This is a genomic window from Streptomyces sp. NBC_00203, from assembly GCF_045206325.1.
In the GTDB taxonomy this organism is placed as follows: Bacteria; Actinomycetota; Actinomycetes; order Streptomycetales; family Streptomycetaceae; genus Streptomyces; species Streptomyces lutosisoli.
This window is the reverse complement of the sequence record NZ_CP108126.1, coordinates 690,673-705,360: the sequence shown is the minus strand read 5'-3', so window position 1 is coordinate 705,360 and position 14,688 is coordinate 690,673. Positions and strand designations below refer to the sequence as shown.

The 14,688-nt window shown below is 71.7% G+C and carries 14 protein-coding genes and 1 pseudogene; 7 read left to right on the top strand and 8 right to left on the bottom strand.

Going from position 1 to position 14,688, the window contains the following annotated elements; translation table 11 throughout:
* Positions 1-85 precede the first annotated feature (85 nt).
* From OG975_RS03480 to OG975_RS03470, 3 genes are read right to left on the bottom strand one after another with little or no spacing between them, the layout of a single operon-like run.
* Positions 86-766, bottom strand: a complete 681-nt coding sequence (locus tag OG975_RS03480) for an IclR family transcriptional regulator (RefSeq protein WP_406327325.1) — start codon at positions 764-766, stop codon at positions 86-88.
* A 45-nt stretch (positions 767-811) separates the two neighbouring features.
* Positions 812-2,518 carry an ATP-binding protein gene (locus OG975_RS03475; RefSeq protein WP_406327323.1) on the bottom strand — a complete coding sequence of 569 codons (1,707 nt, stop codon included), beginning with the start codon at positions 2,516-2,518 and terminating at the stop codon, positions 812-814.
* An 8-nt stretch (positions 2,519-2,526) separates the two neighbouring features.
* On the bottom strand, positions 2,527-3,201 hold the full coding sequence (locus OG975_RS03470) for a response regulator transcription factor (RefSeq protein ID WP_406327321.1): 675 nt from the start codon (positions 3,199-3,201) through the stop codon (positions 2,527-2,529).
* Positions 3,202-3,481: 280 nt separating this feature from the next.
* Between OG975_RS03470 and OG975_RS03465 the strand changes: the two genes are divergently transcribed.
* A complete protein-coding gene (locus tag OG975_RS03465) occupies positions 3,482-3,883 on the top strand; it encodes an STAS domain-containing protein (RefSeq protein ID WP_406327319.1) in 402 nt (133 codons plus the stop codon).
* 6 nt (positions 3,884-3,889) lie between these two features.
* Here OG975_RS03465 and OG975_RS03460 read toward each other — a convergent pair whose 3' ends face one another.
* Both OG975_RS03460 and OG975_RS03455 read right to left on the bottom strand, forming a co-directional pair.
* Positions 3,890-5,110, bottom strand: a complete 1,221-nt coding sequence (locus tag OG975_RS03460; RefSeq protein ID WP_406327317.1) for a PP2C family protein-serine/threonine phosphatase — start codon at positions 5,108-5,110, stop codon at positions 3,890-3,892.
* Between the two features lie 62 nt (positions 5,111-5,172).
* Positions 5,173-6,189: a zinc-binding alcohol dehydrogenase family protein gene (locus OG975_RS03455; RefSeq protein WP_406336130.1), complete on the bottom strand. Its 1,017-nt coding sequence runs from the start codon at positions 6,187-6,189 to the stop codon at positions 5,173-5,175.
* A 146-nt stretch (positions 6,190-6,335) separates the two neighbouring features.
* Here OG975_RS03455 and OG975_RS03450 point away from each other — a divergent pair, with 146 nt between their 5' ends.
* The 3 genes from OG975_RS03450 to OG975_RS03440 all read left to right on the top strand — a co-directional run bounded on the left by OG975_RS03450 (position 6,336) and on the right by OG975_RS03440 (position 8,973).
* Positions 6,336-7,130, top strand: a complete 795-nt coding sequence (locus OG975_RS03450) for a VOC family protein (protein ID WP_406327315.1) — start codon at positions 6,336-6,338, stop codon at positions 7,128-7,130.
* A 112-nt stretch (positions 7,131-7,242) separates the two neighbouring features.
* Entirely contained in the window at positions 7,243-8,241 is a 999-nt protein-coding gene (locus OG975_RS03445; RefSeq protein ID WP_406327313.1) for an ArsR/SmtB family transcription factor, read from the top strand.
* A gap of 33 nt (positions 8,242-8,274) precedes the next feature.
* On the top strand, positions 8,275-8,973 hold the full coding sequence (locus OG975_RS03440; protein ID WP_406327311.1) for a ribonuclease H: 699 nt from the start codon (positions 8,275-8,277) through the stop codon (positions 8,971-8,973).
* Positions 8,974-9,003: 30 nt separating this feature from the next.
* On the opposite strand, the gene OG975_RS03435 is transcribed toward OG975_RS03440, so the two are convergent.
* From OG975_RS03435 to melC1, 3 genes are all read right to left on the bottom strand, one after another.
* The gene (locus tag OG975_RS03435) at positions 9,004-9,642 is read right to left on the bottom strand and encodes a hypothetical protein (protein ID WP_406327309.1); all 639 of its coding nucleotides are present in this window, start codon (positions 9,640-9,642) and stop codon (positions 9,004-9,006) included.
* 92 nt (positions 9,643-9,734) lie between these two features.
* Positions 9,735-10,559 (bottom strand): tyrosinase MelC2, encoded by an 825-nt coding sequence (melC2, locus tag OG975_RS03430; RefSeq protein ID WP_406327307.1) that lies wholly within the window; start codon positions 10,557-10,559, stop codon positions 9,735-9,737.
* 33 nt (positions 10,560-10,592) lie between these two features.
* Positions 10,593-10,961 (bottom strand): apotyrosinase chaperone MelC1, encoded by a 369-nt coding sequence (melC1, locus tag OG975_RS03425; protein ID WP_406327305.1) that lies wholly within the window; start codon positions 10,959-10,961, stop codon positions 10,593-10,595.
* 338 nt (positions 10,962-11,299) lie between these two features.
* On the opposite strand from melC1, the pseudogene OG975_RS03420 reads away from it, so the two are divergent.
* From OG975_RS03420 to OG975_RS03410, 3 genes and pseudogenes are all read left to right on the top strand, one after another.
* Positions 11,300-12,501 (top strand): annotated as a pseudogene (locus tag OG975_RS03420) (FAD-dependent monooxygenase).
* Between the two features lie 101 nt (positions 12,502-12,602).
* Positions 12,603-14,048, top strand: a complete 1,446-nt coding sequence (locus OG975_RS03415) for an MFS transporter (protein ID WP_406327303.1) — start codon at positions 12,603-12,605, stop codon at positions 14,046-14,048.
* The gene (locus tag OG975_RS03410) at positions 14,045-14,644 is read left to right on the top strand and encodes a TetR family transcriptional regulator (RefSeq protein WP_406327301.1); all 600 of its coding nucleotides are present in this window, start codon (positions 14,045-14,047) and stop codon (positions 14,642-14,644) included. The genes OG975_RS03415 and OG975_RS03410 overlap by 4 nt, the downstream gene beginning before the upstream one ends.
* Positions 14,645-14,688: the final 44 nt, after the last annotated feature.

Sequence of the window (14,688 nt, the reverse complement as noted above, 5' to 3'; positions counted from 1 at the left end):
CCTGACCCAACGCTGCCACGGGACCGGGAAGCGAGGCGCGTGGTGTGCCGCTCAGCGGATCAAAAGCCGTTCGGACGGCCCGAGTTCACCCGATCGTGGCACTGATGGCCCGCCCGGCCCGGATCGCCGCGTCCGTCAGCGCGGGCAGCGGCCTCGTCGAGTCGACCAGGACGCACAGGGCGGCGACGGCCGCCGCGGTGCGGTCGCGCAGCGGTACGGCGACACAGCACACGCCGTCCACGACCTCCTGGTGGTCGACGGCGAAACCGGCATCCCGGATCGTGGCCGCCTCGCGCCGCCAGGCTCCGGGAGGCCCGTCCACCGGCAGCCCGGAGGGCGCCCCCGCCACCAGGACCTTGCCCGCGGCGGTCGTCCAGGGGAAGGTCATCCCCGCCCGCACGGGCAGCAACGGCTCCAGCTCTCCGGGCACCGCGGTGACCGCTATGGTCCGGCCCTCGCGCAGCACGAAGAGCGCGACCGTGGCGCCTGTGGCGCGCGCCAGTTCGTGCACCGGCCCGCGCGCGCCCGCCAGTATTCCGGGGGACGGCTGCCAGCCCATCCCGAGCCGGAACATTCGCGAGCCCATGCGGAAGAGGCCGCCGGACCGCTCCAGGGCGCCCAGCTCCACGAGCTGTTCCAGCAGCCGCCGCGCGGTGCTCTTCGGCAGCCCGGAGTCCGCCGCCAGCGCGCTCAGACGCGCCTCACCCGCCTGCTCGACCGCGTCGAGCAGCGCGAACGCCCCGTCCAGAACCCCACGCCCTTGCACAAGGGATAAATGGCCCAACTGCCACACCCGTGAAACCAGCGGAGATCACCGCTCGGGGAGTGTGCCTTCCAGGAGTTCCAGCAGGTCGGCAAGGGGCAGCGGCTTGGCGAGATGGGCGTCGAACCCGGCCGCCGTGGACTGGCCGCGGTCGGAGCCCCGGCTGAACCCGGAGACCGCGATGAGGCGGACCTTTTGGCCGTGCGGGCGGGAGCGGATCGCGCGCGCCACCGCGTAGCCGTCGATGTCGGGCAGCCCCAGGTCGCACAGCACGACGTCGAAGAGGTGGGACTCGGTGGCCGTGAGCGCGTCCGCGCCGGTGTGCACGGCCGTGACGTGGTGCCCCTGCCGCTCCAGCAGGGTGCGATAGGTGGTGGCGAGGTCCGTGTTGTCCTCGACGATCAGGACGGCCAACTGCCGTGGCGCGGGCCGGGCGGACGGTGCGCGGCGCGGCTCCGGGGCGCCGGAGGGGGCGAGGGGGAGCAGCGCGGTGAACGAGGCGCCGGTTCCCGGTCCGTCGCTGTGCGCGGTGATCCGGCCGCCGTGGAGTTCGACGATCGTCCGGGCCACCGCGAGCCCGAGACCGAGGCCCTCGGGGGTGCTCGGTCCGGCGGGGGCCGCCCGCATGAAGACCCCGAACAACTCCTCGGCCTGACCCGGTGCGAAGCCGATCCCGTCGTCCTCGACGGTCAGCCGCACCTGCCCGTACGGGGCCCGCGTCATGGCCGCCGTCTTCGCCGTCGACAGCCGTACCCGCGTACGGCCGCCCGGCATCGTGTACTTGAGCGCGTTGGACAGCAGATTGGTCAGCACCTGGGCCAGTCGCAGCCCGTCCCCGTCGACCAGCACCGGATCGGCGGGCAGGTCGACGTCGAGGGCGCGGTCCTCGTGGCCGAACAGGCCGCGGATGTCGGCGCAGGCGCCGTGCACGACGGTGCACAGGTCGGTCCGCTGGCGCACCAGCTCCAGGCGCCCGGTCACGGCCCGTGTCCCGTCGAGCAGGTCGTTGCTCATCCGCACCAGCGTGCTGAGCTGCCGCTCCAGCACCGGCAGTGCCGGATGGCCGTCCGGCAGGTCGAGCGCGAGCAGTTCGGTGGCCGCGGTGGCGGCGGCGAGCGGATTGCGCAGCTCGTGCGAGAGGGTGGCGATGAAGCGGTCCTTGGCCTGCTGTTCCTCCTTCAACGTCCGCCCCGCCGCGTCGAGTTCGGCGTTGACACGGCTGAGCTGCTCATTGACCTCGCGGATCTCCCGGGCACGGACGAACAGGTCGATCTCCATGCCCTCGGCGCGCATCTGCGCCTCGGCGACGGCACGCTCCTGCTCGCGCCCGACTCGGCGCAGATGGACGAAGTCGGTGACGTCCTCGACGCGGTGGATGATGTGGGTCACCCGGCCGTCACCGTCCACCACCGGTGTGTTGACCGGGCTCCAGTACCGCTCGGCGAACGCGCCCTCGTCACCCGTGGGGATGTCGTAGCGCTGCAACGGCATGGAGTCCGTACGCCCGGTGTCCACCACGGTCCGCAGCGAACGGCGCAGGTTCGCCACGCCGTCGGCCGACGGGTCGTCCGGGTTGTCGGGGAACACGTCGAAGATGGGGCGCCCGACGATGCTCCGCCCGGTGCGGGTGGCCGTCATATACGCACGGTTGACCTCCACGATCGTGAAATCGGGCGCCAGTACGAGCAGCGGGGAGAGCGTCGCGTCGAACAGGCTCTGGAAGTCCGGGGCGGGATGCGGGGTGCTCGTGGACATGGCGGCCCTCAGGGATCGAGTCGGTAACCGAAGCCGCGCACCGTGGTGATCCGCGGCGCGGGCGTGGGGAGCCCGGAGAGCTTGCCGCGCAGCCGGTAGACGTGCTCGACGACGGTCGCGGGCTGCTGCCAGGACGCTCCCCAGATCTGCTCCAGCAACTGCTCGGCGGAGAAGACCCGGCCGGGGGAGCGGGCCAGCAGCTCCAACAGGGCGTACTCCTTGGGCCGCAGCGTCAGCGCGATGCCCGCGACGGCGGCCTGATGGCCCGCCGTGTCGACGCGCAGCGCCCCGACCTCCAGGACGACCGGCGCGTCGGGCGGTTGGGACCGGCGCAGCACCGCACGGATGCGAGCCACCAACTCCCGCTGTGAGAAGGGCTTGACCAGATAGTCGTCGGCGCCGATCTCCAGGCCCGCCACCCGGTCCGCCTCGCCGCCGCGCCCGGAGACGACGATCACCGGGAGGCGGCTGGTGGAACGCAGCGCCCGCAGCAGCTCCAGGCCACTGCCGTCCGGCAGCCCCAGATCGAGGACGGCCAGAGCGATGCCGCCGTCGTACAGGGCGGACTTGCCGGCCCGGGCGTCGATCGCCCACGTGACGGTGAACCCCGCCCGCTCCAGATACGTACGGCACATCAGTGCGAAGTCGGGATCGTCTTCGATCAGCGCGAGGTGAGGACGCATCCCGCACCACCCGGCCCAGCTGCCGCCGCCCCCACGTTGTTGCGCTGGTGAGCGGGCGTTGATGCCCCGACCATGTGGCGAAGGTAGAACAGAAACCGCCCACGGTTCAAGGGGGAGCCGCACGGGGGGAGTTCCGGCGCGGGCTCGTGCGGTGCGGGGATGGATCGCCGCCGCACGAACCCGCGCCGGGACGCGCCGGCTGTCACCTCCCGGCGCCACGGTGATCCGGCCGCGTACGCCCCGCCAGGCCCGCGCCGCCCACAGAACGGATCGGGACAGCTTGAGCGAGCACGCCCTGGAGCGGATCAACGGGGTCTCCTGGCCACCGCCCAGCGACCACGCCCACCTCTACGCGGGAGCCGGTCTGCTGCTCGTCGAACTGCGCGGCGACATCGACCTGGCCGCCGTCCTGCACGTACGCCCGTGGCTGGACTCGGTGGCGGCCCTGCCCGCCCGGTTGTACGTCGTGGACCTGCGCCGCACGTCCTTCGTCGACGGCACCGGCCTGGGCATGGTGCTGCGCTTCCGCGAACGGGTCACCGACGCCGACGCGGACTTCGGTCTGCTCTGTACGCGGCGCGTCCACCGGCTGCTGCGCGCGCACGGCAGCCTGGACATGCTCAGCCCCGCGGCCACCCTCGACGAAGTCCTCGCCCGGCGGAGGCGGGGATGCGCCCGCTGAGCGACGTCATGTCGGGTGCCGGGGGCGGATGCGGGCGACCAGTACCGCCACGTCGTCCTCCGCGTGGCGGGCGTCGAGCTTGAGGAGGACCTCGTCGAGCAGCTCGTCGACGGCCGCCCCGGGCGGCATCCGCAGCCCGGCCAGCCGGGCGAGCGATGCGTCGATGTCCTCCCCGCGGCGCTCCACCAGACCGTCGGTGAACATCACCAGGGTGTCGTCGGGCGCGAGTGAACGGGTGGCCGGCTCATAGCCGCCGACGCCGGTGCCCAGCGGGGGACCGACCGGCAGATTCAGCAGCTCGCCGGTGCCGTCCCCGGCGAACACCACCGGCGGCAGGTGCCCGGCCCCGGCGAGGACCGCCGTGCCGCGGGCCGGGTCGACCTGGACGAGCAGACAGGTGGCCGGACGCCGGGTGCCGTCCTCGGCGACCGCGGCGTCCAGGCGGCGCAGCACCCGGTGCGGCGGCAGATCCGTGGAGGCGACATAGCGCAGCATCGAGCGGTACGCGTTCATGTCCACCGCCGCCTCCAGCCCGTGCCCCATGACATCGCCCACGACCAGCAGGGTGCGCCCGAAGTGCAGCCGTACGGTCTCGAACCAGTCCCCGCCCACCAGGGTGCTGTCCCCGGCCGGGAGATAGCGGGTGGCCAGATCGAGGTTGGGATGCGGCCGCCCCGGCTCGGCCAGCAGCGCCCGCTGAAGGTCGAGAACCGCGCTGCGGACGGCGTTGTGCTGGCGGGAATGGCCGAGGTGGACGGCGGCCAGGCGTGCCGCGTAGTGCGTGCCGGTGGTCTCCGCGTCGGTGTACGCCGGCCCCCGCCGGACGGTCAGCAGCACCCCGTACACACGGCCGTGGGCGAGCAGCGGCACGGTCATGACCTGCCGCGGGACCCGGCCGGACAGGTCGAGCGAGGCAGTGATCGGGTGTCCTTCGTCCAGCGCCCGCACGGCCAGCGGACGCGCACCTCGCGCCGGGGTCAGCAGTTCGGTGTGGCCCGCCGTGGCGACCCGCGAGAGGCCGGGGTCGGGCGTCTGCCGGGTGGCCGGGGCGTCCGCGGGCAGCAGATCCACCGCCGCGGCGTCGCAGAAGTACCGGCACACGAACGCCGCGAGCTCGGTACACGTGGTCTGCTCGTCCAAGGTGGTGCCGATCGACTCGACGGCGTCCTCCATGGCGCCGGACGGGGTCCGGTCACCCGCAGGGTCTGCACCGCCTCGGCCCGCCATGCCACCTCCACCGCCGCACACGCCTGGGTCCATCCACGCACGCGGGCGGGGCGCCCGCATGCTCAGTGCCGTGGCGAAAGGTCGTTCACCAGCACCGCCGCCCCCTCGAAGCGGCCCGCCGCGAGGTCCTTCAGGGCCTGCTGGGCCTCGGACAGCGGATAGGTGTGCGTCGTGGCGTGTACGCCGTACCGCGCCGCGAGCGTCAGAAAGTCCCGGCCGTCCTCGCGGGTGTTGGAGGTGACGCTGCGCAGCTCCTTCTCGTAGAACAGCTCGCGCTCGTAGCGCAGGGGCGGGGTGTCGCTCAGGTGGATCCCCGCGACCGACAGGATCCCGCCACGGTCGAGCGCCCGCAACGCCACCGGGACGAGGTCGCCGACCGGTGCAAACAGGATGGCGCTGTCCAGCGGCTCGGGCGGCTCGTCGTACGCCCCGCGGGCGGATGCGGCGCCGAGCTCCAGCGCCAGCCGCCGGGCGGCCGGGTCACGGGTCAGTACGTGCACGGTGGCGCCCTGCGCCACGGCGAGCTGTGCGCACAGGTGGGCGCTGCCGCCGAAGCCGTACAGCCCGAGCCGCCCGCCCGGCGGCAGCGAGGCCCTCAGCAGCGCGCGGTAGCCGATGATGCCCGCGCACAGCAGCGGGGCCAGGGCGACGTCGTCCACATCGGCGGGCAGCCGGTAGGCGTAGGCGGCCGGAACGGTCGTGTACTCCGCATACCCGCCGTCGGCGTCCCAGCCCGTGTACTCGGAGGCCGGGCACAGATTCTCGGACCCGCGCACGCAGTACCCGCAGGTGCCGTCCGTACGACGCAGCCAGGCGACGCCCACCCGGTCGCCGAGGGCGAACCCGCTCACGTCCTCGCCCATGCCCGCGACCACACCCACGACCTCGTGCCCCGGTGTCACCCCCGGCCGGCGCACAGGCAGGTCGCCCTCGGCGACGTGCAGATCGGTGCGGCACACCCCGCAGGCGCGGACATGGACAAGAAGCTCGTCGGATCGGGGTACCGGCACCGGCTTCTCGACGAAGCGCAGCGGATTCCCGTCGACCGGCCCAGGCCGGGCCACTTGCCACGCCTGCATCATCGCCCGTCCCGTCCCGTCGCGTCGACGACCACCGTGCCCGCCCTCCAGTGTCGTGCAGGACACCCCGCTCGGCGCGCGGCCCGGCGGAACGCTGGCTAGCGTGACAGGCGGAACCGTTCACCGAACCGGAGAAGGTCGACGTCATGGCCGTACAGCCTGAAGGAACGCCCTGTTGGGCGGACGCGATGTTCAGCGATGTCGAGGGAGCGAAGAGTTTCTACGGTGACGTACTCGGCTGGACGTTCGGCGAATCGTCCTCCGAGTACGGCAACTACACGCAGGCGTACGCGGACGGCAAGGCGGTGGCCGCCGTCGTCCCGCCGATGCCCGGGCAGGAAGGCCAGTCCGCCTGGTGTCTGTATCTCGCCTCGCCCGACGCCGCCGCGACCGCGACGAAGATCAAGGACAACGGCGGTGAGGTGCTGATGGAGCCGATGCAGGTCGGCGAGTTCGGCACGATGGCGCTGGCCCGCGACCCCGGCGGTGCCGTCTTCGGCGTCTGGCAGGCGGGCACCCACGAGGGCTTCGAGGCGACGGGCGTGCCCGGCGCGTATGCCTGGGCCGAGGTCTTCACCCGCGAACCCGACAAGTCCGACGCGTTCTTCCCGGCGGTCTTCGGGTACACCGCGAAGCAGATGCAGGACGACGCGGTCGACTACCGGATGTACAACCTGGGCGAGGGCACGGTCCTGGGCCGGATGAAGATGACGGACGACTTCCCGCCCGAGGTGCCGTCGTACGTCAACCTGTACTTCACCGTCGAGAACTGCGACGCGGCCGTGGCGAAGGCGACCGAGCGCGGCGGCATCCTGCGCTTCGGGCCCATGGACAGCCCGTTCGGCCGGTTCGCCGCGCTGAGCGACCCGCAGGGCGCGTCGTTCTCCGTCATCGACATGAAGACCACCCAAGGGGACATGCCCAAGACGACCGACGTGTGAGGCATTCCCCGCACGAGGGCAACCGCGTGGATGCGGTGCTCGTCCCACTTTGTGGCCGTGCCACCTTCGGGTGGCCGGATCCCCCACCAGGACGGCGAGCGAAAGAGACCGCATGCTCCGCATTCACTTCACCTCGCACGATCTGCTGAACATTCGCGTGGCCCGGCAACCCGATCCGCTGTGGGAACTGATCTGCAGCGTCTGCCGGCTGGAGACCGGGCAGGGACCGCTCGACTTCGGGCAGTGGCGGCGCGCGGCCCATGACCGGCTCTCCAGGGACGCGGTCGCGGGCCGCGCGCTGCGCCCGCTGCGGGCACTGATCCCCGCGACCGGCTACATCCCGGACTTTCTCACCCCGCCGGTCACCGGCGGGGGTCTGCCCGCCGCTCTCGACCAACTGCGGAGCACCCCTCGCCCACGGCTGGTCCGCGAACTGACGCGGCTGGCCGACTCACGCCCGCTGCCGAACTGGACGACCTCACTGGGCAGACCCGGCAGCGATGCCCTCAAGTCCCTGGCGGGAGCCCTCGGCGGCTACTTCCGCGCGCTGCTGGAACCGTACTGGGCGCACATCCGCACGGCGGTTGGCAACGATGTCGACCTGCGCTCCCGGGCCCTCCTCGACGGCGGTACCGGGGCGCTCCTCGACGGACTGCGCCCGCTGGCCCGCTGGAACGCTCCCGTGCTCGAAGTGGACTACCCCGCCGAGCGCGATCTGTATCTGGAGGGCCGCGGCCTGCTCCTCGTCCCGTCCTACTTCTGCTGGCGCCGACCGACCGCGCTGGCCGACCCGGGCCTCGATCCGGTGCTCGTCTACCCGGTCGAGAAGGCGCCCCTCGCCATCGCGCGCGGCACGGACGACGGGCTCGAACGCCTGCTGGGCCGCACCAGGACCGCCGTACTGACCGAGGTGGCGGGCCGCAGCGCGCGCACCACCTCCGAAGTCGCCGAGGCCGTCGGGATCACGCTGCCGAGCGTCAGCTACCAGCTCGGCGTCCTGCGCGACGGGGGACTGGTGGCCAGCCACCGCGACGGCAAGTACGTCCTGCACACGGCAACCCCGTTGGGCCGGCGACTCCTCGGCGCGGGCAGCTTCTCCGGGGCCCGGTGAGCCCGCGGCGCGGGGCCCCGGCCGGACCGTGGCATGATCGGGGCCATGCCTGAACGCGTTGTGGCCGCCTGTGACGGGGCTTCGAAGGGAAACCCGGGACCCGCCGGATGGGCCTGGGTCGTCGCCGACGGGGACGAGAGTCCCACCCGCTGGGAGGCCGGCCCGCTGGGCACGGCGACCAACAACGTCGCCGAACTCACCGCGCTGGAGCGGCTGTTGACGGCGATCGCCCCGGATGTGCCGCTGGAGATCCGGATGGACTCCCAGTACGCGATGAAGGCCGTCACGACCTGGCTGCCGGGCTGGAAGCGCAAGGGCTGGAAGACGGCGGCGGGAAAGCCCGTAGCCAACCAGGAACTGGTCGCCCGCATCGACGAGCTCCTCGACGGCCGCACCGTGGAGTTCCGCTACGTCCCCGCGCACCAGGTCGACGGCGACCGGCTCAACGACTTCGCCGACCGCGCCGCGAGCCAGGCCGCGATCGTCCAGCAGCCGGCGGGCAGCGAGCTCGGCTCCCCGGAGCCGCCGTCCTCTCCCGACACGCCTGCCCCCGCCCGCCGCCGCCCGGCCGCGAAGACCGCGCGGCAGAGCACATCGAGCCGCACCATCAAGGCGAAGTTCCCGGGCCGGTGCCTGTGCGGCCGCTCGTACGCGGCGGGCGAGTCGATCGCCAAGCTCGGCCAGGGGTGGGGGCACCCGGAGTGCCGTACCGCCGAGACGAGCAACGCGTAGGCGACCTCCGGATCTGCGCTTTCCAGAGCTTCAGGGGACTTCCCGCAGAGGTGCGCCGACGGCCAGGCCGTCGCCAAGCTTGGCGACGACCTGTGCGGCGAGCGCTGAGGGGAAGTCCCGTTCCGTCCACTGCCCGACGAGGCTCAGGAACCCGGCCAGCGCGCTCCGCACGGTGCCGAGCAGCACCGGAAGTTCGCTCAGGGGCAGTTCGACCGGCGGGCCGGCCGGGCGTTCCGCGTCCGGCCGGAGCCGGACGAGCGAGCCGGAGTGCTCCACACCCGGCGCGGGGTCGTGGCCGAGCCAGGGCGTCTCGCCGTCCAGCAGATCCGGCCAGTCCCGCCAGTTCTCGAGACCGAAGCAGCACCCGGGCGACACGGTGATTCCGGTGGCGGTGTCCCTGAGTCGCAGGCCGCCCGGAGCGATGACGGACTCGACCGAGACCAGGCGGCGAAGCAACGCGAGGCCGTCCTGGGGGCCGGGGTCATCGCGCGTGTGCTGCGTCTGGTTGTAGCCGGCCAGGACCGCCATCGCGGTGCCGACCTCAAGCGGCGACAGGTCGCCGGAGAGGGCGAGCAAGCGGTCCGCCGGCTGTTCGGCGGTGGGCCACAGAGTGAAGTCGGTGGCTTCGTAGGTCTCCAGTACGGCGTCCATGATCAGCACGTCTCTCATCCTGCCGATCGGCGCGGCTGAGCGCCGCTCCTTTTCCGCGGGTCGCGGAGGCCCCTCGTGCGAGGATCCTCCGCGACCGGAGCCGGTCCTGGTCAGGCGGTGTCGAACGTGTAGTACGCGGTGTGATCCAGCAGATCCGCCGGCCGCACGTCGTTCCACGGCTTCATCGTGTCGTTGAGGTCGACGACGTCGGGGGTACCGGCGAGCGGCAGATAGCCGGAGTCGGGGTGGCGGCGCTGCCAGTCGGCCCACAGCTTGTCTATGTAGGCGTGGTGGAGCCAGAAGACCGGGTCGTTGGGGGAGACGCCGGTGGCCATCTGACCGCCCACCCAGACGTGGACGCGGTTGTGCAGATTGACGCCCCGCCAGCCTTCGAGGTGATTGCGGAAGCCGTCCGAGGAACTGTTCCAGGGCGCCATGTCGTACGTCGCCATGGCGAGCACGGACTCCACCTCGGCGCGGGCCGGCAGCTCCCGGGTGCTGCCACCGAGCGACCTGCGCAGGTACGTACGGCTGTCGACACGCACGTTGATCGGCCAGTTGCCCGACGCGGCCGCGAACGGGCCGTCCATCACCCGGCCGTCCAGGCTGCGCCCGGTGCCGCCGAGGAAGTCGGGCGCCCACAGGGACGAGCGCGCCGTGCGGTCGGTGCTCCAGTCCCAGTACGGCAGCGCGACGGAGGAGTCGACGGACTGCAGGGCCTGCTCGAACTCGAGGAGGAATCTGCGGTGCCAGGGCAGGAACGACGGTGAACGGTGACCCGTCCGCTCGCCGTTGTCGGTGTCACCCATGATGAAGGCGTTGTGCGTGGTGACGAAGGCGTCGTACCGGCCACTGCGCTTGAGCTGCACGAGCGCGTCGGTGAAACGCCGCTTCTCGTCGGCGCTCAGGCTCGCCTGGTTCTTGCGTACGGTCATGTGCGGGACTCCACGATCTGCTTGCGGGGCGGTTCAGTTGGTGTGGAAGGGGACGAGCGGGGCCCCTTGCAGCTCCACGACCGCGGCGCGGGCGGCGGCGCGGGGGGTGGGTACGGGGTCGTAGTGGCTGACGACGCTGATCCAGGTGCCGTCGGCGTTCCGCATGACGTGTAGTTCCACGCCGTCGATGAGCACGGTGTATCCGGCGTCGTGGTGGTGACCGCCCCCGCTGACGGGACGGCCTTCTATTCGGCGTCCGCGGTAGACCTCGTCGAAGGGGTCGGGCCCGCCGTGGTGGTGTTCGGCGGCGGACGCCGCGGGTGCGGCGACGGCCTGGGTTCCGGCCGCGACGGCCAGCGCGGCCGCGGCCCCGAGGGCACGGCGACGAGTGAGTTCCGGCATGCGGAGACCTCCAGTGATCAGCTCTGTTGACGACTCGTCATGCCTATCGGGTCCTCAAAGAGCGGGAGAAATCGCCGAATGTCGGTTGGCTGTGATCCGGACAATTAAGTAAATGTCGTGCAAGCTTGAACGAAGATGATCTTGCTGTCGGAGGGGCTCGCGAGCCACCGGAGGGCGAAATTCCTCCCGTTGGGCGGCCCGCTGGCGATGATCTTGCTGGGGTGGCTCGCGGTGAGTGGCGCGGCTCACGCCCGCAAGGTGACGTGAACTCCCACGGTGATACCTCCTGCTACTCTTCGTGATCAATTGACCGCTTTGTGCAACAAAGGGGAGTGCGCGTGAAGATCGCGTGCGTCGGTGGCGGACCCGCAAGCCTGTACTTCTCGATCCTGATGAAGCGCCAGGACCCGTCCCATGACATCGCCGTCTACGAGCGGAACCCGGCCGGATCCACCTACGGCTGGGGGTGACCTACTGCTCGGGCCTGCTCGACAAACTGCGCGAGGGCGACTCCGAGTCCGCGCTCGCCGTCAGCGAGAACTCGGTCCGCTGGAGCGACGGGGTGGCCCACGTCGGCGGCCGGACGACGGTCCACCACGGTGACGAGGGATTCGGCATCGGACGTCGGCGGATGCTCGACCTGCTCGCCGAGCGTGCCGCATCGCTCGGCGTACGCGTCGAGTTCGAGCACGAGATCACGCCCGGCCGGCTGCCCGACGCGGACCTCGTCGTCGCCGGCGACGGGGTGAACAGCGCGCTGCGCGAGCGGCACGCCGACCACTTCGGCAGCAAGGTCACGCTGGGCCGCAACATCTACATCTGGCTCGGCACGACGAAGGTCTTCGACTCCTTCACCTTCTCGTTCGTGGAGACGGACCACGGCTGGATCTGGTGTTACGCCTACCGGTTCGGCGACGACCACAGCACCCTCGTCGTCGAATGCTCCCCGGAGACCTGGACCGGCCTCGGGCTCGACCGGGCGAGCGAGGCCGACGGGCTGGCCCGGCTGGAGAAGCTCTTCGCCGACCTGCTGGACGGACACGGGCTGATCGGCAGGGCGCAGGCCGACGGCAGCGCGCAGTGGCTCAACTTCCGCACCCTGACCAACCGGACCTGGCGCCGCGGCAACCTCGTCCTGCTCGGCGACGCCGCCCACACCACGCACTACTCGATCGGCGCGGGCACCACCCTCGCCCTGGAGGACGCCATCTCCCTGGCCGGAGCGCTGCGCGACCACCAGAAACTGGAGTCCGCGCTCGCCGACTACGAGCGGGAACGCAAATCCGCGCTCCTGTCGGTCCAGAGCGCGGCCCGGCACAGCGCCCAGTGGTACGAGAACCTCCCGCGTTACATCCGTCTCCCACCGGCGCAGATGTTCGCCCTGCTCGGCCAGCGGCACTCACCGCTGCTGCCGTACATCCCGCCGCAGTTGTACTACCGGATCGACCGCGCGGCCGGACAGCTGGAGGCGCTGCGCCGCTTCAAGCGCTGGCTGGGCCCCCAGGTGGCCCGCACGGTGCAGGCCCGCTCCCACCGGTAGCAACCTGGCAATATGTCGCCGGCGCATTTGGGTGAATGGTGATTCACCGCTATGGTGAATCACCATTCACCTTCTTTTTCGCGTCGACTTCTGGAGTGCCCATGGCGGTCCTGCGCGATCGGCTGGCGGTCCCTGTCCTGGCGTTCGGCGGGATTCTCATGGCCGTCATGCAGACGGTGGTGGTGCCCCTGCTCCCGGATCTGCCCCGGCTGACGGGCGCCTCGGCGAGCACGGTCTCCTGGATGGTGACGGCGACGCTGCTGTCCGGAGCGGTGCTGACGCCGGTGCTGGGCCGCGCGGGAGACATGTACGGCAAGCGGCGCGTGCTGCTGATGGCCCTCGGGATGATGACGGTGGGCTCGCTCGTGTGTGCCCTCACGTCGGACATCCGTCTGCTCATCGCGGCGCGGGCCCTGCAGGGCGCGGCCGCCGCCGTCGTACCGCTGTCGATCAGCATCCTGCGGGACGAACTGCCGCCGGAGCGCACGGGCTCCGCCGTCGCGCTGATGAGCTCCACCGTGGGGATCGGCGCCGCGCTCGGTCTGCCGCTCGCCGCGCTGATCGTCCAGTACGCCAACTGGCATGTCATGTTCTGGGCGACGACCGCGCTCGGCGTCTGCGGACTGACGCTGGCCTGGTGGGCGGTGCGCGAGTCGCCCGTACGCGAGCCGGGCCGCTTTGACACGACGGGCGCGCTGGGCCTGGCCGCGGGACTCGTATGCCTGCTGCTGGGGGTGTCCCAGGGCGGTACGTGGGGCTGGACCAGCCCCCGGATCCTGGGTCTGCTCGTGGCCTGCGTGGTCATCCTGGCCCTGTGGTGGGTGCAGCAGCGGCGCGCCGAACGCCCCCTGGTCGACCTGAAACTGGCCGCCCGCCCGCGGGTCGCCCTGCCGCACATCGCCGCGCTCCTGACCGGGTTCGCCTTCTACGGCAACTCGCTGGTGACGGCGCAACTGGTGCAGGCGCCGGAGGCGACCGGCTACGGGCTCGGACTCTCCATCGTGGCGACGGGCGTGTGCCTGCTGCCCGGCGGAGTGACCATGCTGCTGCTGTCGCCCGTGTCGGCGCGCATCTCGGCGGCCCGCGGTCCGCGCGTGACGCTGGCCATCGGGGCCGCGATCATCGCCTTCGGCTATGTCATACGCATCGCGGACAGCCGCGACCTGTGGGTGATCATCGTGGGCTCGACCATCTGCGCGACGGGCACGACCTTCGCGTACTCGGCCCTCCCCACCCTCATCCTGCGCGCCGTTCCCCCCGGGCAGACCGCGTCCGCCAACGGCGTCAACGTCCTGATGCGCACCATCGGACAGGCCATGTGCAGCGCCGCCGTCGCCGCCGTACTCGTCCACCACACGAGCCTGATCGGCGGCGCCCCGGTCCCCACGCTGCACGGCTATCTGCTGGCCTTCGCCATGGCGGGTACGGTCGCACTGGTGGCCTGCGCCGCCGCCCTCGCCATACCCGCCGACCCCGCCTCAAGCGACACCCGGCGCGCCCGCCGCCGTACGACGGCGCCCCGCGACGAAGCCCTCGAAGGAGCATGAGCACCGTGACCACCCCGCACCCCGGTCTCACGGCACCCCCCGCCGCACCGCCGCGCCGTGACGCGGAGGCGACGAAGGCGGCCATCCTGCGTGCGGCCCGCTATCTGCTGGCCCGGCACGCGCACGCGGACATCACGCTCAAGGCGGTCGCCGACCGGGCGGGAGTGAGCGCGCCGCTGATCCTCAAGTACTTCGGCAACAAGGACGCGCTGTTCGCGCGCGTGATGTCCTTCGAGTCCGACGCCGACGCCCTGCTGGACGCGCCGCTGGAGGAACTCGGCCGCCATATGGTCCGCCATCTCCTCGAAGGCCAGACCCAGCGCGGCGCCGACCCCATTCTGCGGATCGTCTTCGCCCCGCTCCAGGGCGAGCAGGGCGACATACTGCGCGCCAACTTCCGTACCCAGGTCAGCGATCGCCTCGCCGAGCGCCTCACCGGCCCCGACGCGGGCCTGCGCGCCGAACTCGCCGTCAGCACCCTGCTCGGCCTCGGCGTGATGTACGGCATCGCGCGCGGCACCCGTCTGCGCGCCACCACGATCGACGACATCGTCGAACGGTACGCACCGACGGTGCAGAGCCAGCTCACACCCTGAGGTGTCCCTCGAAGAGCGGTAGCGCGTTCCGCTCGGTGTGGCCG